Annotated in this window: 29 protein-coding genes; 27 read left to right on the forward strand and 2 right to left on the reverse strand. The window is 38.1% G+C overall.

Going from position 1 to position 23,813, the window contains the following annotated elements; genetic code table 11:
* Positions 1-2 precede the first annotated feature (2 nt).
* From ptsP to ACI3ES_RS01370, 7 genes are all read left to right on the forward strand, one after another.
* On the forward strand, positions 3-1,718 hold the full coding sequence (gene ptsP / locus ACI3ES_RS01340; RefSeq protein ID WP_114667182.1) for a phosphoenolpyruvate--protein phosphotransferase: 1,716 nt from the start codon (positions 3-5) through the stop codon (positions 1,716-1,718).
* A 50-nt stretch (positions 1,719-1,768) separates the two neighbouring features.
* A complete protein-coding gene (gene tsaB / locus ACI3ES_RS01345) occupies positions 1,769-2,479 on the forward strand; it encodes a tRNA (adenosine(37)-N6)-threonylcarbamoyltransferase complex dimerization subunit type 1 TsaB (protein ID WP_114667183.1) in 711 nt (236 codons plus the stop codon).
* On the forward strand, positions 2,463-3,020 hold the full coding sequence (gene rimI / locus ACI3ES_RS01350; RefSeq protein WP_114667184.1) for a ribosomal protein S18-alanine N-acetyltransferase: 558 nt from the start codon (positions 2,463-2,465) through the stop codon (positions 3,018-3,020). Before tsaB ends, rimI (ACI3ES_RS01350) begins: the two co-directional genes overlap by 17 nt.
* Positions 2,995-3,408, forward strand: a complete 414-nt coding sequence (rimI, locus tag ACI3ES_RS01355) for a ribosomal protein S18-alanine N-acetyltransferase (protein ID WP_114667185.1) — start codon at positions 2,995-2,997, stop codon at positions 3,406-3,408. Before rimI (ACI3ES_RS01350) ends, rimI (ACI3ES_RS01355) begins: the two co-directional genes overlap by 26 nt.
* On the forward strand, positions 3,401-4,417 hold the full coding sequence (gene tsaD, locus ACI3ES_RS01360) for a tRNA (adenosine(37)-N6)-threonylcarbamoyltransferase complex transferase subunit TsaD (RefSeq protein ID WP_004914554.1): 1,017 nt from the start codon (positions 3,401-3,403) through the stop codon (positions 4,415-4,417). Before rimI (ACI3ES_RS01355) ends, tsaD begins: the two co-directional genes overlap by 8 nt.
* Before the next feature lie 98 nt (positions 4,418-4,515).
* Entirely contained in the window at positions 4,516-5,166 is a 651-nt protein-coding gene (locus ACI3ES_RS01365) for a redox-sensing transcriptional repressor Rex (protein ID WP_004914549.1), read from the forward strand.
* A gap of 5 nt (positions 5,167-5,171) precedes the next feature.
* Positions 5,172-6,209, forward strand: coding sequence for a peptidoglycan bridge formation glycyltransferase FemA/FemB family protein (locus tag ACI3ES_RS01370; protein ID WP_114667186.1), 1,038 nt, complete (start codon positions 5,172-5,174; stop codon positions 6,207-6,209).
* Between the two features lie 161 nt (positions 6,210-6,370).
* Here the strand turns inward: ACI3ES_RS01370 and ACI3ES_RS01375 are convergent, their stop codons facing one another.
* A complete protein-coding gene (locus ACI3ES_RS01375) occupies positions 6,371-7,504 on the reverse strand; it encodes a site-specific integrase (RefSeq protein WP_142511354.1) in 1,134 nt (377 codons plus the stop codon).
* 136 nt (positions 7,505-7,640) lie between these two features.
* Positions 7,641-8,348 (reverse strand): S24 family peptidase, encoded by a 708-nt coding sequence (locus ACI3ES_RS01380; RefSeq protein WP_084012151.1) that lies wholly within the window; start codon positions 8,346-8,348, stop codon positions 7,641-7,643.
* Positions 8,349-8,491: 143 nt separating this feature from the next.
* On the opposite strand from ACI3ES_RS01380, the gene ACI3ES_RS01385 reads away from it, so the two are divergent.
* The 20 genes from ACI3ES_RS01385 to ACI3ES_RS01480 all read left to right on the forward strand — a co-directional run bounded on the left by ACI3ES_RS01385 (position 8,492) and on the right by ACI3ES_RS01480 (position 23,767).
* The gene (locus ACI3ES_RS01385) at positions 8,492-8,734 is read left to right on the forward strand and encodes a helix-turn-helix transcriptional regulator (protein ID WP_036068589.1); all 243 of its coding nucleotides are present in this window, start codon (positions 8,492-8,494) and stop codon (positions 8,732-8,734) included.
* A 34-nt stretch (positions 8,735-8,768) separates the two neighbouring features.
* Positions 8,769-9,053 (forward strand): hypothetical protein, encoded by a 285-nt coding sequence (locus ACI3ES_RS01390; RefSeq protein ID WP_084012149.1) that lies wholly within the window; start codon positions 8,769-8,771, stop codon positions 9,051-9,053.
* A gap of 517 nt (positions 9,054-9,570) precedes the next feature.
* Positions 9,571-9,720 carry a hypothetical protein gene (locus tag ACI3ES_RS01395; protein WP_317212211.1) on the forward strand — a complete coding sequence of 50 codons (150 nt, stop codon included), beginning with the start codon at positions 9,571-9,573 and terminating at the stop codon, positions 9,718-9,720.
* A gap of 81 nt (positions 9,721-9,801) precedes the next feature.
* The gene (locus ACI3ES_RS01400; protein WP_260353510.1) at positions 9,802-10,509 is read left to right on the forward strand and encodes a hypothetical protein; all 708 of its coding nucleotides are present in this window, start codon (positions 9,802-9,804) and stop codon (positions 10,507-10,509) included.
* A 21-nt stretch (positions 10,510-10,530) separates the two neighbouring features.
* Positions 10,531-10,977, forward strand: a complete 447-nt coding sequence (locus ACI3ES_RS01405) for a hypothetical protein (protein ID WP_142511352.1) — start codon at positions 10,531-10,533, stop codon at positions 10,975-10,977.
* A complete protein-coding gene (locus ACI3ES_RS01410; RefSeq protein ID WP_260353512.1) occupies positions 10,971-12,059 on the forward strand; it encodes an ATPase, T2SS/T4P/T4SS family in 1,089 nt (362 codons plus the stop codon). The genes ACI3ES_RS01405 and ACI3ES_RS01410 overlap by 7 nt, the downstream gene beginning before the upstream one ends.
* A 454-nt stretch (positions 12,060-12,513) precedes the next feature.
* Complete coding sequence (locus tag ACI3ES_RS01415) at positions 12,514-12,825, forward strand: hypothetical protein (RefSeq protein WP_142511349.1); 312 nt, start codon at positions 12,514-12,516, stop codon at positions 12,823-12,825.
* Positions 12,806-13,993: a replication initiation factor domain-containing protein gene (locus ACI3ES_RS01420; RefSeq protein ID WP_407632001.1), complete on the forward strand. Its 1,188-nt coding sequence runs from the start codon at positions 12,806-12,808 to the stop codon at positions 13,991-13,993. Before ACI3ES_RS01415 ends, ACI3ES_RS01420 begins: the two co-directional genes overlap by 20 nt.
* Before the next feature lie 25 nt (positions 13,994-14,018).
* Positions 14,019-14,318: a hypothetical protein gene (locus ACI3ES_RS01425; RefSeq protein WP_103152758.1), complete on the forward strand. Its 300-nt coding sequence runs from the start codon at positions 14,019-14,021 to the stop codon at positions 14,316-14,318.
* Between the two features lie 4 nt (positions 14,319-14,322).
* Positions 14,323-15,294, forward strand: coding sequence for a conjugal transfer protein (locus ACI3ES_RS01430; protein WP_407632002.1), 972 nt, complete (start codon positions 14,323-14,325; stop codon positions 15,292-15,294).
* Between the two features lie 12 nt (positions 15,295-15,306).
* On the forward strand, positions 15,307-15,570 hold the full coding sequence (locus tag ACI3ES_RS01435) for a TcpD family membrane protein (protein WP_002816178.1): 264 nt from the start codon (positions 15,307-15,309) through the stop codon (positions 15,568-15,570).
* A 1-nt stretch (position 15,571) separates the two neighbouring features.
* Complete coding sequence (locus ACI3ES_RS01440) at positions 15,572-16,021, forward strand: TcpE family conjugal transfer membrane protein (RefSeq protein WP_185912939.1); 450 nt, start codon at positions 15,572-15,574, stop codon at positions 16,019-16,021.
* Between the two features lie 25 nt (positions 16,022-16,046).
* Complete coding sequence (locus tag ACI3ES_RS01445) at positions 16,047-16,415, forward strand: hypothetical protein (protein WP_004914512.1); 369 nt, start codon at positions 16,047-16,049, stop codon at positions 16,413-16,415.
* 62 nt (positions 16,416-16,477) lie between these two features.
* Positions 16,478-18,583: a KxYKxGKxW signal peptide domain-containing protein gene (locus ACI3ES_RS01450; RefSeq protein ID WP_260353516.1), complete on the forward strand. Its 2,106-nt coding sequence runs from the start codon at positions 16,478-16,480 to the stop codon at positions 18,581-18,583.
* Between the two features lie 79 nt (positions 18,584-18,662).
* Entirely contained in the window at positions 18,663-18,881 is a 219-nt protein-coding gene (locus ACI3ES_RS01455) for a hypothetical protein (protein ID WP_004914506.1), read from the forward strand.
* A gap of 18 nt (positions 18,882-18,899) precedes the next feature.
* Positions 18,900-19,886 carry a serine-rich aggregation substance UasX gene (uasX, locus tag ACI3ES_RS01460; RefSeq protein ID WP_317212195.1) on the forward strand — a complete coding sequence of 329 codons (987 nt, stop codon included), beginning with the start codon at positions 18,900-18,902 and terminating at the stop codon, positions 19,884-19,886.
* Positions 19,887-19,917: 31 nt separating this feature from the next.
* On the forward strand, positions 19,918-20,439 hold the full coding sequence (locus tag ACI3ES_RS01465) for an antirestriction protein ArdA (protein WP_260353518.1): 522 nt from the start codon (positions 19,918-19,920) through the stop codon (positions 20,437-20,439).
* A gap of 252 nt (positions 20,440-20,691) precedes the next feature.
* Positions 20,692-23,214 carry an ATP-binding protein gene (locus ACI3ES_RS01470; protein ID WP_317212192.1) on the forward strand — a complete coding sequence of 841 codons (2,523 nt, stop codon included), beginning with the start codon at positions 20,692-20,694 and terminating at the stop codon, positions 23,212-23,214.
* 68 nt (positions 23,215-23,282) lie between these two features.
* Positions 23,283-23,498, forward strand: coding sequence for a DUF6290 family protein (locus ACI3ES_RS01475; protein ID WP_100665895.1), 216 nt, complete (start codon positions 23,283-23,285; stop codon positions 23,496-23,498).
* Positions 23,495-23,767, forward strand: a complete 273-nt coding sequence (locus ACI3ES_RS01480) for a type II toxin-antitoxin system RelE family toxin (RefSeq protein WP_407632003.1) — start codon at positions 23,495-23,497, stop codon at positions 23,765-23,767. The genes ACI3ES_RS01475 and ACI3ES_RS01480 overlap by 4 nt, the downstream gene beginning before the upstream one ends.
* The last annotated feature ends 46 nt before the right edge of the window (positions 23,768-23,813 follow it).

Raw genomic sequence — 23,813 nt, forward strand, 5'->3', positions numbered from 1 at the left:
CAATGACTAAGAACTTCAAAGGAATCGCGGCAAGTAATGGTGTGGCAATTGCCAAAGCCTACTTGTTAGTTGATCCTGATTTGTCTTTTGACAAAAAAACAATTAATGATGTGACGGCTGAACAAGCACGTGTCGACGATGCTTTGAAGGCTTCTAGTGAAGATGTAACTTTAATTAAATCAAAAGCTGAAAAAAACCTTGGTGCTTCTGAAGCGCAAGTTTTTGAAGCGCATTTGATGGTGTTGGCTGATCCTGAAATGTCTGGCGCAATCAAGCAAAAGATTGCTGATGATAAGGTGAACGCTGAAGCTGCTGTTAAAGAAGTGACGGATATGTATATTGGCATGTTCGAAGCAATGACAGACAATGAGTACATGCAAGAACGTGCAGCAGATATTCGTGATGTGACAAAGCGAATTATGTCGCATTTATTGCATGTTTCACTACCTAATCCTGCGCTGATTGATGAAGAAGTGGTGCTAGTCTCAAAGGATTTGACACCATCTGACACAGCACAGTTAGATCGCCAATTTGTTAAGGGTATTTTAACTGATTTAGGTGGTCGTACAGCGCATGCTTCAATCATGGCGCGTACATTAGAGATTCCTGCTGTTGTTGGTTCTGATGTTGCAACAAAGGAAATTTCTGCTGGCGACTTAGTCATTGTTGATGGTTTGACTGGGGATGTGATTGCCAATCCAGACGACGACACATTAGCAACGTATCAAAAAAAGGCTGATGACTATCTCGCACAACGCGCTGAGTGGGCAAAGCTTAAAGATGAACAATCTGTTTCCGCGGATGGTAAAGAGTTTGTCGTCGGTGCTAATATTGGTTCACCAAAGGATATGGCTGCGGTCTTAGATAATGGTTCTGAGGGTATTGGGCTTTATCGTACTGAATTCCTTTATATGGAATCAGACCATTTGCCAACTGAAGATGAACAGTTTGAAGCCTATAAAGCTGTTGTTGAAAAAATGGGTGACAAGCCGGTTACTGTTAGAACAATGGATATTGGCGGTGACAAGCATTTGAGCTATTGGCAATTGCCAGAAGAAGAAAATCCTTTCTTAGGCTATCGTGCCATCCGCATTTCATTGGATCAAACTGAAATATTTAGAACACAATTACGTGCGTTACTAAGAGCGTCAGCCTTTGGTAACTTGTGGATTATGTTTCCAATGATTGCGACACTTGGTGAATTCCGTGCCGCCAAGAAAATCTATATTGAAGAACGAACTAAGCTTGAAGAATCCGGTGTTAAAGTTGGTGACATTAAGCTTGGTATCATGATTGAAATCCCGGCAGCCGCCATGTTAGCGGATAAGTTTGCTAAAGAAGTTGACTTTTTCTCCATTGGTACCAATGATTTGATTGGCTATACAATGGCTGCTGATCGTGGTAATGATCGGGTTGCCTACCTTTACCAACCTTATAATCCATCAATTTTGCGTTTGATTAATAACGTTATTGCTGCTGCTCACAACGAAGGTAAGTTTGTTGCGATGTGTGGTGAGATGGCTGGCGATCCAATCGCTGTTCCTATTTTGATGGGTATGGGCTTGGATGAATTCTCTATGAGCGCACCGTCAGTTTTGCAGACGCGTTCGTTGATGAAAAAATTAGATACAACAAAGATGGCTGAATTGGCTAAGCAAGCGTTAGATGCTGAAACCAATGACGAAGTGATTGCACTCGTTAAAGAAGTCACACAATAATGTTTTGAACGGCTGCCTTATGGCAGCTTTTTTGTGATAAAATTAAACTTATGAAGATTTTAGCATTTGATACAAGTAACCAACCACTGACAGTGAGTTTGGCAGAAGATGAACAAATTAAACAGGTCTTTACGACCAATATAGCGCGAAATCATTCGATTCAGTTATTGCCAGCTATTAAGTCTGCTTTGGCAAGTCAAAAATGGCAGTTGCAAAATATTGATCGCATTGTTGTGGCACAAGGACCAGGTTCATTTACAGGATTACGAATTGGTGTGACTGTGGCGAAAGTTTTGGCAGACACCTTAAATACCGAATTAGTTGGTGTTTCTAGTCTAGCTATTTTAGCATCACAAATTTCGTTTGATGGTCTCGTTGTGCCTCTTTTTAACGCACGTAATCAAAATGTTTTTGCTGGTGTCTATCAAGAAGAAAAGTCAATTTTTCCAGAGTCTCATCAGCCAATCAGCAACCTATTTGCTTTCTTGAAGACGCAGTCAGATAATATTTTATTCATGGGTGATACGACGCCATTTCTTGACCAAATCCACGAACAATTTGGTGATCGTGCGTCAGTATTGACGCCAGAAGATAGTTTACCTGAGGGTAAAAGCATTATCAAATTAGGTATCGCCGCAACACCAACGTCTCATATTGCTGATTTCAATCCCAATTATTTACGGAAAACGCAAGCCGAATTGAATTGGCTCGCAGCCCATCCCGGTGAGGATAAACCAGAAAATTATGTTTTTGAAGTTTAAACGACAACAGCATTTACCGTTTAATTTACCAAAATTTGAGGCAAGACAGGTCGAAATTAATGGTATATCTTTTGCTTTGCGCCGAGCGACACTAAAAGACATTGACATCTTAATCAAAATAGAAGAAGCGGTTTATGAGGGCGTTGCACCGTGGCTATTGCGTGATTTTATGAGTGAATTATCTCGGCCACATGTTCGTTTATATTTAGTCGTAGAGCGTCGTGGGCAAATTATTGCTTTTGCGGGCGCAGCGTATCGTTCAGACATTGGCGATATGCACATTACTAATATCGCTGTTGTACCAGTCTGGCAGAAACACGGTATTGGTACGATGCTGCTCGAGTCAATTCATGAATTTGCACACAACATGCATATGTCAACGATGACATTAGAAGCACGTCGCTCTAACACCAATGCGCAGACATTATATCGTAAATTGGGTTATGAGCAAACGGAAATTAAGAAAGGTTATTATCTTGGTGACCACGAAGATGCGGTCTCAATGACACTAAATTTTGATAATCAGACGGGCAACAATTGAAGATCTTGATGACATTTGGCAATTAGCAAATGAGTCTTTTGCACCGTCACCTTGGCCAAAAGAAGTATTTGAGCATGAACTTCGTAGTCCACGTTCTATTTATTTTGTGACGACAGGTGGTTTTCTTGGTGCAACACAAATTTTAGATGAGGTTGAAGTGGGTAGTTTAGGTGTTTCGCCGAAATTTCAGCATCAAGGTATTGGACAAGCATTACTGATGGCGGTTTTTGCGTTGCCTAACACGAAGCGTGTACTATTAGAAGTAGCTAATACCAATACGGCAGCACAGACACTGTACCGCAAAGTTGGTTTTCAACCTTATTATCGTCGAGAAAAATATTACAAAAATGGTGATGATGCCATTATGATGGAGCGAAAAATTGACTAAAATAATTGCATTTGAATCGAGTGCTGATGAAACCAGTGTAGCAGTAGTGGAAGATGGACATATTGTTTTAAGCAATAGTGTTGCAACGCAAATCAATTCCCATCAACGGTTTGGTGGTATTGTACCTGAAGTAGCAAGTCGACATCACATTGAGTGGATTACTAGAGTACTTGATGATGCCTTGAAACAAGCTCAGGTCACCCCATCTGAATTAGATGCGGTTGCGGTGACCTATGGGCCCGGATTAGTTGGTTCACTACTGGTCGGATTGATGGGTGCTAAGACATTTGCCTTGGCGCATGACCTGCCAATCATACCTGTTAATCATCTAGCGGGACACATTTCTGCTGCCAATTTTAATCAACCAATCATATATCCAGCTATGGCTCTGATGGTATCTGGTGGTCATACTGAATTAGTCCTAATGAAAACTGAAAATAAATTTGAAGTATTAGGTGAAACGAGAGATGACGCCGCTGGTGAAAGCTTTGACAAAGTCGGACGGTTATTAAAACTCCCTTATCCAGCTGGTAAAACCATTGATGAAATGGCACATCGTGGTAAAGCAACTATTAAATTTCCAACGGCTATGGCCCATGAAGACAACTATGATTTTAGTTTTTCAGGATTAAAGAGTGCGGTCATTAATTATGTTCACCATGCCGAACAAAAGCAAGAAACGATTAACCAAGATGATTTGGCAACGAGTTTTCAAAATGCTGTTGTGGATGCGTTAATCGGTCGTACGGAGCGTGCATTGCGTCATTATCCAGTTAAGAGCTTTGTTTTAGCTGGTGGTGTTGCTGCTAATTCACAGCTGCGTGAAGCATTAACAACACTTTTAAATGATTTCAATGATACAGTATTTATTCCAGTTCCAGTGGCGTATACTGGCGATAATGCTGCGATGATTGGTGCTGCTGGTTACTGGAATTATAAACAAAATATCTATGCGGATTTGGACCTTAATACGGATCCGGGATTGGATTTTGAACTATTACAATCGTAACATCATTGTGAATGTTTCACTATCTTTTCGCAAAACCCTTAAATATATGGTACAATTACTATGCAAAAGTTCACAAGTGAAATTACTGGAGATATATTATGACGCAACAACCAAAAATACCACGCGCAACCGCTAAGCGGTTACCAATTTATTTTCGTTATCTAACTTTCTTACATGATGCTGGTACAGATCGTATTTCATCATCAGAATTAAGTGATGCTATTAAGTTCGATGCGGCGACAATTCGTCGTGATTTTTCTTATTTTGGCGCTCTAGGTAAAAGAGGTTATGGCTACGAAGTTAAAGCGCTATTGGATTTCTTTGCCAATGTTTTGGACCAAGATAGTTTGATTAACGTCGCACTAATCGGTGCTGGAAATTTGGGACAAGCCTTGCTTAACTTTAACTTCCATCAATCGTCAAATATGCGTATTTCAGCTGCTTTTGATGCCGATGAAAAGCGAACAGGCACTATTTTAGCTGGTGTACCAATTTATAAAATGAGTGAATTGAAGGAACAGATTAGTGCGCAACGTATTAACATTGCGATCTTGACTGTGCCACAAGGTGTTGCTCAAGATATTACAGATCAATTAGTGAGTGCCGGTGTTAAGGGAATTTTGAATTTTACGCCTTTGCGTGTCACGGTACCTGCCAACGTACGTGTTCAAAACGTTGACTTAACCAATGAATTGCAAACGTTGGTGTATTTCATTGAAAATTACGGTTCAATTACGACAGGATTATAAGTTAAATGACAATTTTAAATTTAGATGATCAAGAAAAAGTCTCAGCATATCAAAAGTTTGTGCGTGAAAATCCAAGAGGACAAGTCACACAGGATCCACTATGGGGTGAATTGAAAGCAAACTGGAACCACGTTTATGTTTATCATGAAACAGATGGTCAAATTGATGCGGTTATGTCAGTATTAACAGTTGAGGCTGTTCCCGGAAAAATTTTAGCTTATGCTGGCCGTGGACCTGTCGCCGATATTGAAGATGTTGATTTAATTAAGGATTTGATTAAGGAAGCTTTAGCAGCATTACCAGATAATGTCTTCTTGTTGAGAATGGATCCTGAAGTACAGTATTCGGATGAGTTGAATCAAAAATATCTTGATGCAGGCTTCCAGACACGTAATACTCAAGTTACACACATGCATGGTAATATTCAGCCACGTAAGAATGTCGTCTTATACTATGATGGTCGCGGTGAAGGTGCTACGCCTATTACCAATGAAGATGAATTGATGTTGCACTTCAAGCCTAAACTTCGTAATGATATTCGACGTGCATTTCGTGATGGTGTGACAATTACATTTGGTGATAGTGAAGAGGATATTCGAGCACTATTTGATACCTACGTGGCAATGGCAAAAAATCATGGCATCACACACAGACCATTAGATTATTTCCTTCGTATGCAAAAATTATGGGCAGGGACAGGCTTGTTCCGAGTCTACTTGGCTCATTTTGAAGGGCAAGTGATTGCTGGTGGCTTAGGATTTGCTTATGGTGATGAGATTTGGTATATGTATGCTGGCTCTTATCGCGAATTTGGTAAACATAACGCACCGGCTGCCATTCAATATGAGATGCTGAAATGGGGACTGTCACTTGGCAAAATCGAATATGATTTTGGTGGCATTGGTGAATTTGATGTTTCTGATGGTCTCTATAAGTTCAAACATGAATTTGCTTACCACGATCCCAACGCTGAATATATCGGTGAACTCGACTGGGTCGTTGACGAAGAAGGTTATAAGGATTACCTCAAACAATTTGATTAATTATAAAAATTAGCGCCGGTGGGCGCTTTTTTGGTATAATAATAAAGTTTTAAGCAAACAGCATATATACTGCATAATACTGCGACTTTATCACGTTTTTAATTTAATATACTGTCTAAATTGCATATATATTTCATACATAGTTGGGGAAAAGTTGGGAGCTAGAAGAGGCTTATTATTTTTTCCATTGCGTCTGTTTGACCTTCTTTAGTACCGTTATTATAATACAATGACATATCAATTTTTGAATGGCCCAGAATGTTTGCGATGTCTTTAGGATTCAATCCGGGTATACCGAAAGCTATGGTTGAAAATGCATGTCTCATTTTGTGTGGCCAAACATGTATATTCGTTTCGCGACTTATGATTTTGAATATTGTTGCTAGCTCAGAATATCGTACTTGTTTTGCTAAATGATTGACAAATATCAGATCATTTTTTGACATAATCAAGTTGTTAGATGCATATACCAACTTCGACTGTTGAATGCATCGCTGTAGGTGTTCTTCAATAATCGGCGGCATTGGGACCCAACGATTTGATGAGGAGGTTTTTGGTGTGGAAACTTGTCCATGTATATTGATAGTTTCAAAAATGCCTAGCATGTTTTGTTTGACATACTTAACTCTTATCCCCATAATCTCTTCGTGACGCAGTCCAATAAGTGTTAACAAAGCCATTGTTCTTTGTTGGAGTGTTAATCTTTCTGAATCTTTAATGAAATTGAAGACAGTGTTAAATTCTGAACGTGTAATCGAAGTGTCCCTGGAGGGCGAGCCAGATACTTTTATTTTTTGTATAGGACTTTTGCTTATTACATCATTTAGAACTGCATCAGTGAATACTCCTGCAACAAGACCGTTAAGTAAGCGCATGTAATTTTTTGAATATCTTTTTGTTTTTGCGTACTTAGTAATCCATGATTGATAGTCTAGACGTGTTACGTCCTTTAATTTAAACTTTCCCCACGTAGGAAATACGTTTCTTTCAAACATATAAGTACTTTGTTTATATGTTGTATAACGCCAAGAACCATTGTCAATTTTTTCCTGGCAGTATTGGTTGAAATATTCGTATACGGTGACGTTTTTGTTATTAAAATTTGTTGAAACTTGATTTAAGAGATCTTGTTTAGCCGCCCTAGCTTCGTCAAAAGATCTAAAACCGTTTTTTTCAATGAATTTCTTTTGGTTGCGTACGGTAATTGAAAATTTAATTCGCCATTTTTTGCCTTGTGTAGTTATATAGCTTTGTATTTGTGGGTCTCGTCGTTCTTTCTTATATGTGTACCTCATTTTTTGTTATCCTTCCTGTATTTTAAACGATAGCAAGGTGTTTAACTAGGAAGTAGGGCAGTTTATAGTCATGACCATGTGGACTAATATCGAGATAAATTAAAGATAATATTAGAATATTTTTAAGCTTTTGTTTTTAAAGAACAACCACTCCAAAAATTGATGTTTCATGGTTGGCATTAATGGGCATATCATCATATTTTTTATTGAGTGAAACAAACCGTGCGCCACTATCATCACTAACAAACTTTTTGACATAAGCTTGCTGATCATAGTTTGCAATAACAATTTGTCCTGAGCGAATATCGGTTCTTTTTTTGACAAAAATTATCTGCTTGTCTTCAAATAAAGGTAACATTGAATCACCATTGACGATAACTGCATAATCATGATCAGGTATGATACCGTCATATGAGATGGTTTCTCGATACTCGTCGCTTAAATATTCTCCTGTGCCAGCAGAGACGGCACCGTAAAGTTCAATCTCTTGTTTTGGATGATCAAAAATTTGTGGCTGGCTATTTTGTATTTGGTATTGATGCTCACTATAAGCTAACACCTTTTTTTGGCGACTAATAGAAAGGTTGGCTAAAATGGCGGTTACCTTATCACTAATAGTTAACGAATTTTCGGATTCGATCAGGGTTGATTTTGGCACACCAAAATAGTTTGACATCATTTCAATTTTATCAATTCGCGGATAAGTATTGCCTTTTATCCAGTCAGTCAGTGTTGTGTAACTAATTGATAAATCGTCGGACATTTTGTTGCGTGTCACACCCTTTGATTTCATTAGTCGAGAAATATTTTGCGCCATAATTTTTTTATTGCCTAATGAGCTCATAACGTTGACCTTTCAAGTTATTTTATATTGATATTATACGGCAGAACCGTAAATGAATCAAACTGAACTAGCCTTATTCATTATTTTCTATTGACATTACGATTTAACCGTAATAGAATAAAGTTATTCAGAAAGGAGGAGACATGAAGGTAACGTTGAAAGCTCTTCGAGCTAACTTTAATCTAAACCAACATGAAATGGCTCGAATTGTTGGTATTTCAAAACGAACTTGGCAAAATTATGAACAGGGGAAAACTGTTCCCAGTACAGCTGTACTTAGGAATATCGAGACATATTTTAATGTTAGTTATGATGAGCTTATTTTTTGTTCTGGAAAACAGTTTAGTCGTAACAAAGACCCAGTCATACATCATATAGAGAGTTAGGACGTAGTAATCCATGGAGATAGCAAGGTGTTTTATGGCTGAAGTTGAATTGAATGATGTAATAGAAAATATGGAAAAATTGTTTTCTCAACAATTAACAGAACTTGACAAGCTTCATCGTCAAAATGATGTGATTGTATGGAAATCTGATAGCCAAGCTGCAGCAGAAACTGGTCTTGGTAGAACGTATTTTTCTCGTATTAGATATCGATTGCCGCACATTGAGATAGAGGATGCAGCAACCGGTGTAAAATCAACTGTCTATCCGAAGGCAGCGGTAAAAAAATGGTTAGCAGATCACATTGAGTATTATCAATAAATTTTGTAACCAGCAGAATATAAGTTTAATTGTGAAATAAAAAAGGACACATAAGTGTCCCCCAATAATTGAATATCAAGTTACAAAGGTAACCATCATTCGTTTAAAAGTTTGCACCTTTAGCATAACGGTTTTTGATGGAAAAAACAATAATTAGTTAAAAAGTAGGGTTAAACATGGCAAGTTATTGTTGAAATTGTAGCGATAGTTACGGAGGGTCGATTGATTTCGGGTCGCAGCGTTACTTTGATTTGAGTTCTGACGTTGCACTATTAAAACACCGTAATCGTCTGGTTGATGTCAGGGGATCCAAGGACAATGAGATAAATAGAATATCAATGGTGTCCGAGAATAAAGTTTTATTCGACTTTAGGTTTATTTAGTGTGCCATGAAGCAGTGTGGGTGTGGAGCGTACGATTTGTAGCTATGGATCAAAGTATAGTTACATTTTTGATTTTAATTTTTATAAGATAATAAGTTTTTTGATGATGGAATTTAGTGAAAGAAAGGACGACAATGATGGATGATTACAAAAAAATTGTTCTCGTCGTACGTAGTGACTATCAACGTCTCATGACATCAAGGGAACATGCCGAATTGTTAGCTGATTTAAAGCCACTGGCTGGTAAGTATGAGTTCCATGTGTCTGTTGAGACTAAAATTTAATGTTTTGTTGTTAAGAACATTTTGATTGTTTAATCTAGAGTGTTCTTTTTATTTTGATTAAGAAAGCGAGTTTTGATTTTTATGAGTAAGATGTTGAAGTTGTTACCTGAAAAGGGTAACTTGAAGTTTTTGTATTTAGGAACACCTGATAATGGACGACCACAGTTTTTGATTGACGGTTCTGACGCTGATGCCTTGACTGTTACACCAGTTGGTAAGTTGCCAGAGGGATTGAAGCCAAAAGATGTTGTGAAGTTTGAAAATATGACACTAGATTTGGTGCCAATTGGTGGTTCACGGACTAAGGTTTCTGGTTTGACTGCTGTTATTAAGAAAGAAAATGAAACAGTAGCTACTACCTGGGCAAATGAGTCAGCCCGTACTATGGTTGTGGTTAAGGGTGAGTATTTCCCTGTTGTTGATACAGATTTCTTTACAGGTTCATTTATGTATGGTGCCACTCGTGATGTCTTTGAGACCTTGAATTATCAGGAACAACAAGATCGTGGTTCCCGTGTTGGTGATTTAATTGCTAAAGATGTTCGTGTGAGTGATGAAAATGGTAAGGCATTAACAGTTCGTGTGCCTGTGGGAGTATTCCCAGAGGGTGCCTTTAAGCCATTTGATAAGGTTGAATTTGAAAATTTGGTTGTGTCATTATTTGACGGTTCAACCAATGATGATCCAGATCAAGATGTTTTGTTCTTCTCTGCTAGTGGTATTTCAAAGGCAACTGCTGAGAATAAGCCACAAACACCTGCTAAGCCTGCTGAAGCAAAAACTAAGTAATGGCAAGAAAGGGATTAATCAATGAGTCAGTTATTTCCCCGTGGTTTTCGTGTTCGTTATTGGCATAGGCATTTAAGACGTGATGTTTTTATTGCAATTGGTCTTGTGCCAGTGGTCGTATTTTTGATCACGATTGTTTTTCGTTTACTTGCTATCATGCCACCTAGTAAAGGGTTAGTCAGTTTCACCAAAGCTTTGGTCACACAAGTTGATTGGTTGGTTTTCGTTAATAGTTTGTTACCAGGTCTTTATTTAACTTTGATTGCTATGGTGGTCTTAGTGCTTGGTGCAAGTTATTGGTATTGGAAGACTTATCAATTTCAAGGTTTTTGGGCGACTGTTTTTCGCTTAGAAAGGCTATCTAATTGGCTAATTGCTAATCAATATTATTTGGTCAAGGAAGTTGATGAAAAAGAACACCGTTTGAGTTTCAATTTGGGTGGTGAGAAAGGTGGTTGGCATTGGTAAAACAAAAAATTAAGCTGCCAAAAGTCAGTTTAAAGAACAATGGTAAGGTTGGTTTTTCAATCTATTTACCAATGGACGGACAAAAGTATCAAGATCGTTTTCGTGATCGACGTATTTCACAACCTATGTCGGCTATGTTGTTTGCGGACGGTGTGGGAACAAATGATATTTTTGGGTTTAAGTCATTTGACTTTATTTCTAATCCGTTGGGATTACGTTTAGGCTTATCTGACATGACCATAACAGATCATACGATTGAAATTATGAAAGGGGTGGTTTGGGATTATGAAAAATACCCCCAGGCACTTATTTCTGGTGATACGGGTTCTGGTAAATCATTCTTTTTGTTTAGCTTGCTGAATGGGCTGATTAAAAGTGGTGCGATTGTTGATGTTGCGGATCCAAAAGAGACTGATTTATCAGTACTTGGTAAAACAGCGTCACTAAAATATCGTGTTACTTATGGTCGTGATCGTATTCTAAAATCATTTTATCGTTTTTATTTGGAAATGATTAAGCGTGGTCGTGAATATCATGATCTATTGAATGATAATTTAGAAGAAAATGTTGGGAACTATCGTAAGTATGGGTTGAAACCACATTTTTTTGTTTTTGATGAATTTGGTGCGTTTGTTTCTGGTTTGAAATACAACGGAAGTGAAGCGATCCAACAAATTTTGGGACAAATTACCATGTTAGGTCGTCAATTAGGTTACTTTGTAGCGATTGCTATGCAGAAACCAACGGCTGATACGATTGGTAGTGCGTCTCGTGATCAATTCCAGTTCCGTGTGGCACTTGGTAAAATGAAATCTAGCGGATTATCTATGATGTTCCCTGATGATGTTGACGAAGTGCAATTTAAGGAATTATCAAAGAATCTAAAGGGTTGGGGTTATTTAGCTATGACACCAGGGCAAGCAAGATCATTTTTTGCGCCTGTTATTCCTAAAGACTTTGTTCCGTTTAAATATTTTGATGAATTAGGTCAGCAATATCCAGCCGTTCCAGTTGAGCCAATGGGTGAGATGAAGGAATTTTTGGATAGTAAAAGCGCTAAATATGTAGAATTGAACTTTTAGTTAGTACCTATTAGTTATTTGGAAGGTCTAATTTGATTTAGTGATTGTAGGCAGTCGGGGTGCATGAGGCGTTAAGCAAAGCACTTACGGCACGTTGACCCTTTTCAGCCATGGAACAGCTCTGCTGTGGAAAAGGAAGCGCCCAGCTCTGCTGGTGCGCGACTGGTGGCGTTTGAAAAGGGGATTACGTGCCGTTGTGTCTTTGTAGCCGATTGTGCGCTGGATAACTTACAATCACTTGATCAAATTCGCCACCCCCCAAAATTACTAATAGGGGGGGTAAATTTACAGAAAAGCCAACAGGCAAAAAGCCCTCATTCTTACGGGGCGTTGATGTACAGCGATTTAATATTCGTGTAAAAACGTCTGTAATAATGACAAATCGATATGAAAAATACGCTTAATTATTAGATTTAATCTAATGAAAGTAGAAAAGAGGTTATTTAAACGATAATTGTTATATCAATATCTTGGTATTCTACCAAATGAATTATATGGCACAACGCATAATACAGGTTATGCGTTTTTATTTGGTCATTCTCTAGACGATCATGTCATTGATACACGGGTATATCAAGTTGCAGGTGATAAGTTACCCCCAGCACTTGCATTGGGGGCTATTGTGGATCCCGAACAGGTCTATCAGAAAGGAGAGGGTGATTGGTACATGACGTTTGCTACAAAGTCTGTTGATGAAAAAATGGAGCGTATGCAGATTTGGGACGTTATTTACAAACAAGTAAAACATGTCAGAGAAATATTTTAAGTTAGATTATGAAACAACCACGGGTGTTGATTTGGTTGCGTTTCGACAAGAACTCGAATTAACTCAGGCGCAAATGGCTTTATTTTTGAACGTGTCGCGCTCCACTTACATCAATAAAATTGAACGTAGTGATGAGGTGATTGCCAGATTATTAAATGCAGATCAACGGCATACGCTAAGAGTGTTGTTGAATGCAGACGGCATGAGCTTATGGCTGGATTATTTAAGTATTTCGTTTAAAATGCGTACTGCGGAATGGCTAGTCAAAACGCTTTTACAGTCAGGATATGATTTATTTATTCAACGTGACGGTGGACGTTTTGGTTATTCAATTACCTATGCATTTGCAGGTCAAGCATTTATCACCGTGTATGGCAAAAAAGACGCGCCAGAAAGTTTGATCACGGTATCAGGGCAAGGGATACGTATTTTGGAAAACATGCTCATGCAACAAGATAGAAATATCTTTGATTTTCTAATCCTTGCTTTGGATAATGGTGGTCATGTGACACGAATTGATTATGCTTTTAACGATATGGAACGAATTTTTAATATTTTTGATCTCTACAAGGTTGTTGAAGCTAAGCGCTACACGCAAAAATTTAGAAGTGAGCCAACCTTTATCGGTAATGGTCAATCAGGTGGTGCAACCATGTATTTTGGTTCCCGCAGTGGTCAAGTTTTCTTTCGTTTTTATGAAAAAGACAAGGAACAGGCGACCAAAAGACATATTCCACATGAAGAAATTGGCATAAAAAATCGTTATGAAATTGAATTAAAGCAGGATCGTGCGCAAACACTAGCCCAGCACCTTGTCGAAAAACGGAAAGTCGGACCCGAATTATTTGCCTACTTTCAAGAATACGTTAGATTCTATGATGTGTCCGTTGATAAAATGGCGCAGAAAGAGATTGATAAGTTACAGCAATGGGCGCCATGGCGTGCATTTTTGCAACAGGCTAGTGTGGTTGAGTATGTTGCGCAACCAGTCGATTTATCTATGGCGCGTTCGCTTGATTGGTTTATTACACAAGTTGCACCAACGTTAAAAGCCTTGATCCTATATTTTGGTCAAGAAACGATAGATGAAATTATTGATGACGCAGAATTAAGTCCGCGTCAAAAGAAATTATTGTCAGTTGCTGAAAAGGTCAACTTACCTTTTTAAAAGTTAAAAAATGGAGGACACACAGATGTCAGAACAAGGAACACAATTCAAAAAAGCACTTAGCGCTACTGCAACAGAAGTCGCTAATTTTAAGGCATTATCAAAAATTGAAGACGGTAATTTGTATGCTGCAGTGAACAAGGCTAAGGAAATCATGGAAAATGATCCAAAGTGGAGTGATTTAATTGGTGATGACCTTGCAAGCCTACGTCGTAACTTGGCTGTTTTGAACAAGCAATATAAGTCTTTGCCAAAGGTGGCGGATAACGTCATCAACTTGGTTGCAGACATTACGAACAAAGTAGATCGTTTCGGAGGTATGTAATTTTGTGCTAGATAAATTAAAAGCGTTAAAAAAAGGTTATGTGAAATCCCGTGATAAACCAGATCAATCACTACCTTATGCCAAAGTTCAAAAACGGGGCAAATGGATTAGGCGTTTTGTTAAAATTGCCCTGGTGTTAGTTGGTTTGAGTGGTGCAGTTGCTTTTATTAAAGCTAGTAATGTGAGCCAAACTAATCATCAGTTGATTGCTAAGATGAAAACGTATGATGACAAGCTAGAAAAGGCTAGTATGGGACAAAGTGTTTATTCACCTAGTCTTAATCGTTATGCACAAGGTTTTTTTCAAACCTATTTCACGCAGTCAGATAATGATGATGATAAGCAAAAACGTTTGAAAGCCTTAAAAAAGTATTTTGCCACTAATATTAGTAGCACAATTTATGATAATCAGGACTCACAGAAAGAGACGTATGTGGGATCCAGATTATTAAATACGTTTACCAAAAATGACGTGAAGATTGCACAGTATCAAGTTGGCTATACGGTTGGCAACGATAAAAATACAATTATTCGCGTTTTTAATTTGCCTTTTGCTCAAAAAGCAGGGCAGTACACTGTTTTGGCGTTACCTTATGCCACAACCGAACAAGATATTGTCGGACATGTTGGCAAAATTAGTCAAGATGATACCAATAATGCCACGTTGGCAAGCAGTGATAAAGTTCAAACCTTTGTCAAAGCCTTTAGTGAGAAGTATGTGAGTTCAAAAGCTAGTGATATGTCCTTAATCATGAAAGAGCCAGAGGGACTAAAGGGACAATACGCAGTTAAAAGTATTGATCAAGTCAATGTTTCAGGTTCTAAGGACAACATGAACATTAAGTATCTTTTGACACTAACAGACACAGAAACAAAGCTTGAACATTCAGAACAGATTACCTTGACCGTTTCGCCAAAGGGATCAACCTATTATGTGGTTAAGATGATCCATACACAAGGCGGTCTACTCAATTAACAGGAGGTTATGATGAAAGCAATCGTAACAAATTTTATGTTTCAAATTCCCACGGGATCTATTAGCTTTACGGGTCTTCAATCAGAAGTAGCTGGTTGGGTATCAGCGTTTATTGCAATGGGTATTATGTATTTAGTTGTCAGACACTTTATTAAAGGGTCAATTGGACAAATAATAGTCAGCCTTGCTGTTGGTGGTTTGGTCTACTTCGTTGTTAAAAGTCCAGATACTGTCCTTAATTCTATTGGTGGTATCTTTAAAAATATATTTGGTTAATATGGCAGAAGTTTATAACTATCAAAAAGCCTTGAAGCAAGATATTGTCATTCGCAAAATTTCAGATGAATATAGCCTACCTGTTGGGATTAGTTTGAAGCCAGCAGTTATATTTTTCGCTTCAGTTGTGGTGATTTATCTTATTTTTCACGTACCATTGCAAGCCTTTTATCATGCTAACTCTGACTTAGGTAAATTAGTTTATGTGGGCGTATATATTGCGATGCCTGTTGGGATTGTCTCTTTATCAAACAGAGTTAAGCCTGACGGATTAGGATTAGTGCAGTATGCTATTTCAATTGCGACATTTGGTATTAAAAGAATACTTAATCGAACGGTTTATTATCATGATCGTGTCTTGCCAACTGGCTATTTTGAAGTTAGTCACATGGCGGACACGCCAGTCATTATAGAGTCAAATCAAGAAATTAGAAAGGCAGAAGACAACTAAACATTAGTTGTCTTTGGGATTAGAAATGGTCAACAAGTTAGTGTATTTGATCTTTATAGCAGTGACATGGTTGGTTTATGTTGGTTTTACATTACCGATTTTGTTACTCTTTATGAGTTTTGGTCAATCATGTCACGTTGCAATGATAATCGCTACTGTGATGACCATTTTATTTATTTTAGTACAGCGAACATTTAGAGGTTTGCATTTAATCAATCGTCTTCAAGACGATACGGCAGACATTGAGACAAGACTGCAATTAGCCAATGGTTATTTTCAAAAATCTATGAAGCAAGTAAACAAGCAAAATCGACATCAAGCTAAAGTTTATTGTAAGCAGTTGAAACAATATCAACATCAATTAAAAGCGTATCAAAAAAATCAAAAGTCGTGATTGACGTTGAAAATCAGAAAGGATAGAGCTAAAAAATATAGCTCTTTATATTTAAGTTCATTATGGAAAATTCAAAAACATACAAGTTGTATAAGTCGGGTAAGTTGTGGGTAATCGGAGCTGTTGCGGTAGCTGGTGTTGCTGTGAGTGCTAATACCACACAAGTAAGCGCTGATACAGTTTCAAACACTGACGCACAAGCCGTAAAAACGTCTGACACAGCGCAAGATGATAAGCAAGTGCAATTGACTGCTTCATCAACTGATCAGACTAAAACTGATGATACGGCTAAGGCTGATACAGTTTCATCAACTGCTGGTTCAAATGTGACACAAGACCAGGCAAAAGATAGCGTTGATAAGGCACAAGATACTGTTAAGAATGACGCAGATACAGCTTCAAAGGCTGGCGTTGATGTGACGACTGGTCAGACAACTGATGTCACAATCAATGATGACAACGCTTCATCAAAAACAGATGAAGTGCTATCTGACTTGAATAAGCAAGACCAAGCGGTTAAAGACGCTACGGCAAAGCAACAAGCTAATGATCAAGCTTATGACAAGGCAACAACGGATCAAAAAGACGCTACTACCCAGGGACAAGCTGATTTAGACCAGGCAACGTCAGACCTTGATAGTCAAATTGATACTAGTGAAAAAGCTGGTATTAAAGTCAACGTTGAAGTCGCACAATCTTCACCTGAATATAAGGACTTGTCTGGATTAGAGGGTCAAGATTTGTTAGACGCAATGGCTTATAACATTAACCTGTATAAGCAAGCAATCGCAGACGGTGTGGCAAGTGAAAAAGCTGATACTGAAACATTGGCTAAGTTGACGGCAGAATACCAACAAAAGCAAGCCGATTATGCTAAAGCTAATGCTGATCATGATGAAGCGGTTAAACAGGGCGAAACTGATTTGAATAATGCAACATCAGACCTTGATAAGCAGGTTGAGGCAAGTAAAAATACAGGGCTTGATGTGAGCGTTGAAATCTCAAAGGTTTCACCAAAATACAAAGATTTGACTGGATTAGAGGGTCAAGATTTGTTAGACGCAATGGCTTATAACCTTGATTTGTATAAACAAGCAGTTGCCAGCGGTGTCGCTAGTGAAAAGGCTGATCAAGCCACACTCGTTAAATTGACGGCTGAATATCAAAAGCAAGTTGCAGATTATGAAGCACAAAAGGCAGCAGTTGATAAGGCAAATGCTGATAAAAAAGCAGCCTATGAAAAAGCGCTTGAAGACTATATGAATGGGACTAACCATACGACAAGCATGACAGCCCAAACGCAAACTGACGCTTCATCTGGTCAATATCAAACCTTTATGAATGCCACTGTTGATCAAAAAACAGGTGAGTTTACGTTGGAACACGATATGAACGACGGTGTGCATATCATTGGTCATGGTGTTTTGAAAGGTAAAATCAATTGGAAGATTGTTTCAAATGGTGACGGCACAGAAACCGTGACGATTTCATCAATTGAATTGTATTCATATACGTATACTAATGCTTATCAAAACCAAGCGGTTAACCAAAATATCAACTTCCACGTCTATGACAATGACGGCAACGAACTATTTTCGGTTTACCATGACGGCAACACGACATTTTCAAAGACAATCAATAAGACCGCTCAAATTAACAAGACTTTCAAAATCTCACCAAATGAGACTAGTCCTTTGACACAGGTATTGGTTGTTGATGATAACTGGATCTGGAATACGCATGGTCAAGTTTCAACGCAAATTAAGAATACTAACGTAGCGCCAAAGGCACCTACTTATGAACAGGATCCAGTGAAGCCTACGGCACCAAAAGCAACGGTTCATCATGTACAAGTTGTGGCACCTGAAAAGGGACAAGAACCTGCTGTACCAGTTGCCAGTGTTAAAAAGGTAACGGTTGCGGATATGCCAAATGCTGATAAGCCACAACCACAAAAGGTTGAGGTGCATTATTACAACATTAAGAAGACACCGAAAGTTGAGAAGACAGCCACACCAGAAACACCAAAGGCAGTTGAAACGGCAAGCATTTTGCCACATACCAATGCTAATGAGCAAGGTAGTGGGGCAGTGTTAGGATTTATGGCAACTATTGCTAGTCTTGGTTTGCTTAGTGCAATCAGTAAAAAGTTTAAGAAACAAAACTAATTGGATTAACTGCTGGTCGTGACGTTATCACAGAATATAACCAAATGGGGTGTGAAGCCCAATTGTAAAGGAGACTGTTATGTCAGTTATTGAAAATCGAGAAGTGAAGAAACGTCTCAATTATTTACAGTCACAATTAGACTTAGTGGACTCTGCTGTTGGCACGCTACCAATTTTAGTCGCTAGCGTTGAAAATGAGCGTACGATGGCGCAATTTGATGAAGCAATGAGTCAATTTAAGACTGATTTACAGAAATTGTATCGTGACTTGTCAGTGTTTAATGATATTAAATTTTAAGAAATGGAAGTATAAGAAATGCAGAAACAACTTTTAATCGCAAGTTCAGTGCTTGGTGCTTTAGCATTAGGTCATCAAGCAGTCAACGCTGATACTGTAACAACAGCGACTGATACTAGTACTGCACAATCAATACAAGCCACTTCTACTGTATTGCCACAAGTAAAAGCAGTTGCCTTAACGGCTAGTGTTAATCCAGTGGCAAGTGCGACATCATCAAGTGATGATTTTGGCGATAATGATGATAGTAATTTGCCAGGTGGCGACACAGGTTCAAGCTCATCATCAGATAATGGTAGCTCAAATTCATCAAGTGACAATAGTGGCACTGATACACCAACACCAACACCAGGTGATGATAATGACAACGGTTCAACACTGCCAGATGATAATGGTGGTTCGTCATCAGAAAACGGTGGATCAAGTTCATCATCAGATAATGGTAGTTCCAGTTCATCATCAGATAATGGTAGTTCCAGTTCATCAACTGATAATGGTAGTTCATCATCAAACAATGGTGGTTCAAATTCATCATCAGACAATGGTGGTTCAAATTCATCAAGTGATCAAGGTGGCTCATCATCAAATAATGGTGGGACAGATAACTCAAATGCTGGTGGATCAAGTTCATCAAACGATACCAACACAGTACCTTTGACACCGACAGCACCTGATAAGAATGATCAGGGTGAAATCAATCATGTTAAACCAGTTGAAGTAACGCCTGATAGCTCTGGTAATGTTGTTTCAGTCCCAACACAAGTCGCTAGTGTGCCTAGTGTTGCCCGAGCTGTTGAATCCTATAATCAAGCGCTAACAGCTAATGATAAGGACGCTAACAATGACAAGGTTGTTGAAGCAAAGCAAAAGCTAGATGACGCTGTTGCCAAAGCCCTACCAGAAACACATGCTACACAAGCAAAATCATCAATTGGCATTTTAAGTGCTGTTTCAGGCATTTTAGCAATGACAGGCGCATTGATATTCAAACGTTTTAAAAATTGATGAGTTCGCACCTAAAGGGGGTGTTTTTTTAATGATTAAGTTTAGTGAAATTAAAATATTTGTTGGCGCTGTGAATGTACCGTCTCTTGGTCAATGGTTTACATTGCCTGTGTCACCTAGTCGGGTAACACAAGTTTTAACTGAAAAAGGCGCGATTGGATCAGATACTGGTAACGAAGAAATCATGATTAGTGATTATGAAGCACCATTTAAAATAGATCCTTATGAGTCGATTGTTAAGCTCAATAACATGGTTGAGAGCGCTAAAAGAGCTGTTGAAAATGGTGTTGATGAGCAAACTCTAGTTGATTTATATGATCAAGGGTTAGTCTTACTTGACAACACAATTGATAATCAAGTTGAGAATTTAGTAATTATTAAGGCAGAAGATGAAGATGACTTAGCCAACGAAGTTATCTCAAGGCGTGGTGGTGTCGGTCAGCTATCGAATGAGGACATCAATTATTATTTTGATTTCAAAAAATACGGACATGATCTGATTTTGGGTGGTGATTTCACGAAGCTACCTCATGGCGATTATGTAGGGTTGTAGTGTTAGTTGCGGAATTTAAAGCGATTTATAATGCTTATCTCTATGACCTAAATGTCACTGATATTAAGTGGACGTATCTCAAAACTACCCTTGAATTGCGCTATTTTGATGCGAATGGCTTAATTCAAATCAGGTGGCGCATTAAGAATGGTTTTGTGTTGGAAGATACAAAAAAAGTGATTGTTTATTATCAATCATCTACAAAGCCTAGACTTTGTAGGTACATAACAAATAAAAAATAAGGAGACATCAATGAAACTAGCAGTACCATTTAAAGCCGTTAAAGATAATATTTTATTAACCCAGGACAATGAAGCCTGGGCATATTTCAACATTGAAGCACTAAGTATTTCAGATAATGATGAGGCCGGCATTTCCAAACGACAAACACAATTGAGTCTGTTATTTGATCGGCTCGCTGATTTTGAAGATTTTGAATTACGTCTTTATAATCGTGATTTGGATTTGGTCAATCGTTATAAAGAATTGCAACCCTCTTTAGCAACCGATATGGGTGAGACACCCGTTCAAATGATTGTAGATGAAATTAGTGCCATTACCGCTACTGGTGTGTCACAGACAATTGAGCGATTTGTTTTGGGTATCAAATTACATAATCAAAATTCTGGTAAAGTGATTAAACAAGCCACTAATGCCATGAATAACTTTGTAGATGAGCTGGCTGGTTGGTTTAATTATGAAAAGCCATTTGATGAAAAGCTGTTTGATGATTTTAGACCGAGCGAAAAACAGGCTTATGAAAAAGTTGGCTATTTGGATCATACTAGGCGTTTGACCACTGATGAATTAGTTCATTTAATGCGAAATAACTTTATCCAGGGACAGCTCCATGATTTTAGAAAAGTCGGACAAGAACGTGATATTTTCAAATTAAGTGATACTGTGATTGATGGCGGGGCAGTGAGTGGTTACGTTAAATTGGTTAATGATGACGATGTGCGCTTTGTTGCCAAATTAGTATTATCGACAACGCCAGAAAACATCACAGGCTTTCATTTATTCCGACTGGTACAAAATATGAGTTATCCAATCGACATCAATTTGAAAGCACATTATTATAAGTCAGAGGGTATCTATGGCTTAGCAACTCGTGCTAGTCAATCGTTAAAGACAGCTAGTAATAATGTTGAAGAACGTTATCAGGCAGAGGGATTTTCTTCTAGTAAAGATGATAAAACGATTGAAATTGCCGAAGTGCTAAATGATCATATTTCAGAAAAGAAAAACTTCTTTTCCACCTTAATCACGTTTACGGTATCAGCGGAAGATATTGAAACCCTACATGATCGTGTTGCTAATTTAATAGAATCATTTAGGAGTATTGACGTGAATATTGTGAAACCAATCGGTGAACAAAAACGTCTTTTCTATTACGATTTAATGGGTTCTGATGTGTCCCAAAATCGCTATTGGGTGCAATTATTGACCAGTGAGGGTATCGGTGAGTTGTTGTTTGCCGTCAATCAACAAGTTGGTAGTAATATTGGCTTTTATATTGGACGTGGTGCGCCAAAAACAGTTGCCAATAGTACACAGGACGCATTAGACAGTTCAAAGCGCTTGGTCTTTTTTAATCCGTTGATTACCAACGAAATTTTAGACGGATCCACCAGCACAACCAGCCCTAATATTATGATTACGGGTAAAACAGGTAGAGGAAAGTCTTACCTCACTAAAATCATTTTGAAAATCATTCAACTTTCAAATGCTAAAGCAATCTATTTTGATCCTAAGCAGGAAATGCGTAAATGGTATTCAGCGGTATTAAACGATCAGACCTTTAAAGCAGATTATCCAGATGAATATACATTATTGAATAATGTGCGTTTTGTGACGCTTGATGTTTCTGATAAAACAAATTATGGTGTTTTGGATCCCTTTATTGTGATTGATGTGCGGCATACAATGGGACAAACACAGTCAGGTGAAGAAAGCTTAAAGGCTACGGTACAAGAAATTTTTAAACAAATTTACCGTGATTATGGTTCCTTAATTGCCGAAACAGAATTAGATCTTGCCATTAATAAAATTATTCAAAAGCGACAAGCTGGTGAAACCGTTGGTATGTTAGATGTCATTGAAGAATTAGCCCAAAATGAAGATGAAGACGTGAAACATTTAGCTAAGTTTTTATCAGGTAAGGTTACTCGTAGCTCATTATCTCTAGTATTTTCACATGGTGAAAGTGAGGGCTTGAAGTTAAACAATCGGATTACCATTCTTGAAACAGCAGGATTGACATTGCCACAACATGACAAAGCCAAACAGGATTACACCGAATTTGAGGTAGCAAGTATGATTGTGATGACGGTGTTAGGCGTCTTTAGTCGTACGTTTGCGACACGGGATTATGATGAAAAAACGGTTGAAATATTTGATGAAGCTTGGACGTTTACAACGTCTGATATTGGTAGTCGCATTTTTAATGAAATGGCACGTATTGGACGTTCTGCCAACAACTTGTTAATTCCCGTGACACAATCAGTTCATGATGTTAAAAGTGATAATTTTGGTGTTTTATTTGCCTTTGATGAGGATAAGGAGCAGCCAGATATTTTACAACATGTTGGTTTGCCAGTTAATGATGATAACATCAAAGAATTAGGCAATATGGTCATGGGACAGTGTTTCATGAAAGATATTTATGGACGAGTTGAAAAGATAACGGTTGATGAGCCATTGGTTGCTATGCAACGTGCCTATCAGACGGTTAAAGCTGGTGACACGGCACAAGCTGAAAAGGCGTACCGTTAGTGCTTAATTGACTACAAATGTAGTGGTGTGTTATACTACATTTGTAGTAATGATAAAGGAGAATAATCATGAGCGTAACAACTGTAAGATTACAAGATGATACAATGGCTTGGGCTAAGGAATATGCTGATTTTAAAGGCATGAGTGTTACAGGTTTAATAGCTGAGTTGATTGAAGAAGCACGTCAAGATGATGAAGACTATGCTGACGCTATGAAGGTGATTAATTCTGAAAATCGTGAGTATGTGTCACCAGAAGAAATCAAGGCAAAATTAGGTCTATGAAATATAGCTGGAAGTTTGATAGTAGAGCAGCCAAACAATTTGGTAAGTTAGATAAACCAGTACAAAGACGTATATATAATTGGTTAGAGTTGAATATTAGCGGTATAGAAAATCCTAGAATGTTTGGTAAAGCATTAGAGGGTGAACTGAAAACTTTATGGCGTTATCGAGTTGGTAAATATCGAATTATCGCTGATATTGTTGACGATGAGTTTGTAATAGTTGTCTTAAAGACGAGTAAACGTGACGATGTTTATCGCAATAAATAGTTACAAGTGAATGTCAACGATGAAAAGGAATAGATTAAACTATTCC

The organism is Leuconostoc falkenbergense (genome assembly GCF_045801155.1).
Taxonomy (GTDB): domain Bacteria; phylum Bacillota; class Bacilli; order Lactobacillales; family Lactobacillaceae; genus Leuconostoc; species Leuconostoc falkenbergense.

Coding starts and splice junctions, on each gene's coding strand:
- ptsP (WP_114667182.1), top strand. CDS start 3: ATGACTAAGAACTTCAAAGGAATCGCGGCAAGTAATGGTGTGGCAATT.
- tsaB (WP_114667183.1), top strand. CDS start 1,769: ATGAAGATTTTAGCATTTGATACAAGTAACCAACCACTGACAGTGAGT.
- rimI (WP_114667184.1), top strand. CDS start 2,463: ATGTTTTTGAAGTTTAAACGACAACAGCATTTACCGTTTAATTTACCA.
- ACI3ES_RS01365 (WP_004914549.1), top strand. CDS start 4,516: ATGACGCAACAACCAAAAATACCACGCGCAACCGCTAAGCGGTTACCA.
- ACI3ES_RS01370 (WP_114667186.1), top strand. CDS start 5,172: ATGACAATTTTAAATTTAGATGATCAAGAAAAAGTCTCAGCATATCAA.
- ACI3ES_RS01375 (WP_142511354.1), bottom strand. CDS start 7,504: ATGAGGTACACATATAAGAAAGAACGACGAGACCCACAAATACAAAGC.
- ACI3ES_RS01380 (WP_084012151.1), bottom strand. CDS start 8,348: ATGAGCTCATTAGGCAATAAAAAAATTATGGCGCAAAATATTTCTCGA.
- ACI3ES_RS01385 (WP_036068589.1), top strand. CDS start 8,492: ATGAAGGTAACGTTGAAAGCTCTTCGAGCTAACTTTAATCTAAACCAA.
- ACI3ES_RS01390 (WP_084012149.1), top strand. CDS start 8,769: ATGGCTGAAGTTGAATTGAATGATGTAATAGAAAATATGGAAAAATTG.
- ACI3ES_RS01395 (WP_317212211.1), top strand. CDS start 9,571: ATGATGGATGATTACAAAAAAATTGTTCTCGTCGTACGTAGTGACTAT.
- ACI3ES_RS01400 (WP_260353510.1), top strand. CDS start 9,802: ATGAGTAAGATGTTGAAGTTGTTACCTGAAAAGGGTAACTTGAAGTTT.
- ACI3ES_RS01405 (WP_142511352.1), top strand. CDS start 10,531: ATGAGTCAGTTATTTCCCCGTGGTTTTCGTGTTCGTTATTGGCATAGG.
- ACI3ES_RS01420 (WP_407632001.1), top strand. CDS start 12,806: ATGTCAGAGAAATATTTTAAGTTAGATTATGAAACAACCACGGGTGTT.
- ACI3ES_RS01425 (WP_103152758.1), top strand. CDS start 14,019: ATGTCAGAACAAGGAACACAATTCAAAAAAGCACTTAGCGCTACTGCA.
- ACI3ES_RS01435 (WP_002816178.1), top strand. CDS start 15,307: ATGAAAGCAATCGTAACAAATTTTATGTTTCAAATTCCCACGGGATCT.
- ACI3ES_RS01440 (WP_185912939.1), top strand. CDS start 15,572: ATGGCAGAAGTTTATAACTATCAAAAAGCCTTGAAGCAAGATATTGTC.
- ACI3ES_RS01445 (WP_004914512.1), top strand. CDS start 16,047: ATGGTCAACAAGTTAGTGTATTTGATCTTTATAGCAGTGACATGGTTG.
- ACI3ES_RS01450 (WP_260353516.1), top strand. CDS start 16,478: ATGGAAAATTCAAAAACATACAAGTTGTATAAGTCGGGTAAGTTGTGG.
- ACI3ES_RS01455 (WP_004914506.1), top strand. CDS start 18,663: ATGTCAGTTATTGAAAATCGAGAAGTGAAGAAACGTCTCAATTATTTA.
- uasX (WP_317212195.1), top strand. CDS start 18,900: ATGCAGAAACAACTTTTAATCGCAAGTTCAGTGCTTGGTGCTTTAGCA.
- ACI3ES_RS01465 (WP_260353518.1), top strand. CDS start 19,918: ATGATTAAGTTTAGTGAAATTAAAATATTTGTTGGCGCTGTGAATGTA.
- ACI3ES_RS01470 (WP_317212192.1), top strand. CDS start 20,692: ATGAAACTAGCAGTACCATTTAAAGCCGTTAAAGATAATATTTTATTA.
- ACI3ES_RS01475 (WP_100665895.1), top strand. CDS start 23,283: ATGAGCGTAACAACTGTAAGATTACAAGATGATACAATGGCTTGGGCT.
- ACI3ES_RS01480 (WP_407632003.1), top strand. CDS start 23,495: ATGAAATATAGCTGGAAGTTTGATAGTAGAGCAGCCAAACAATTTGGT.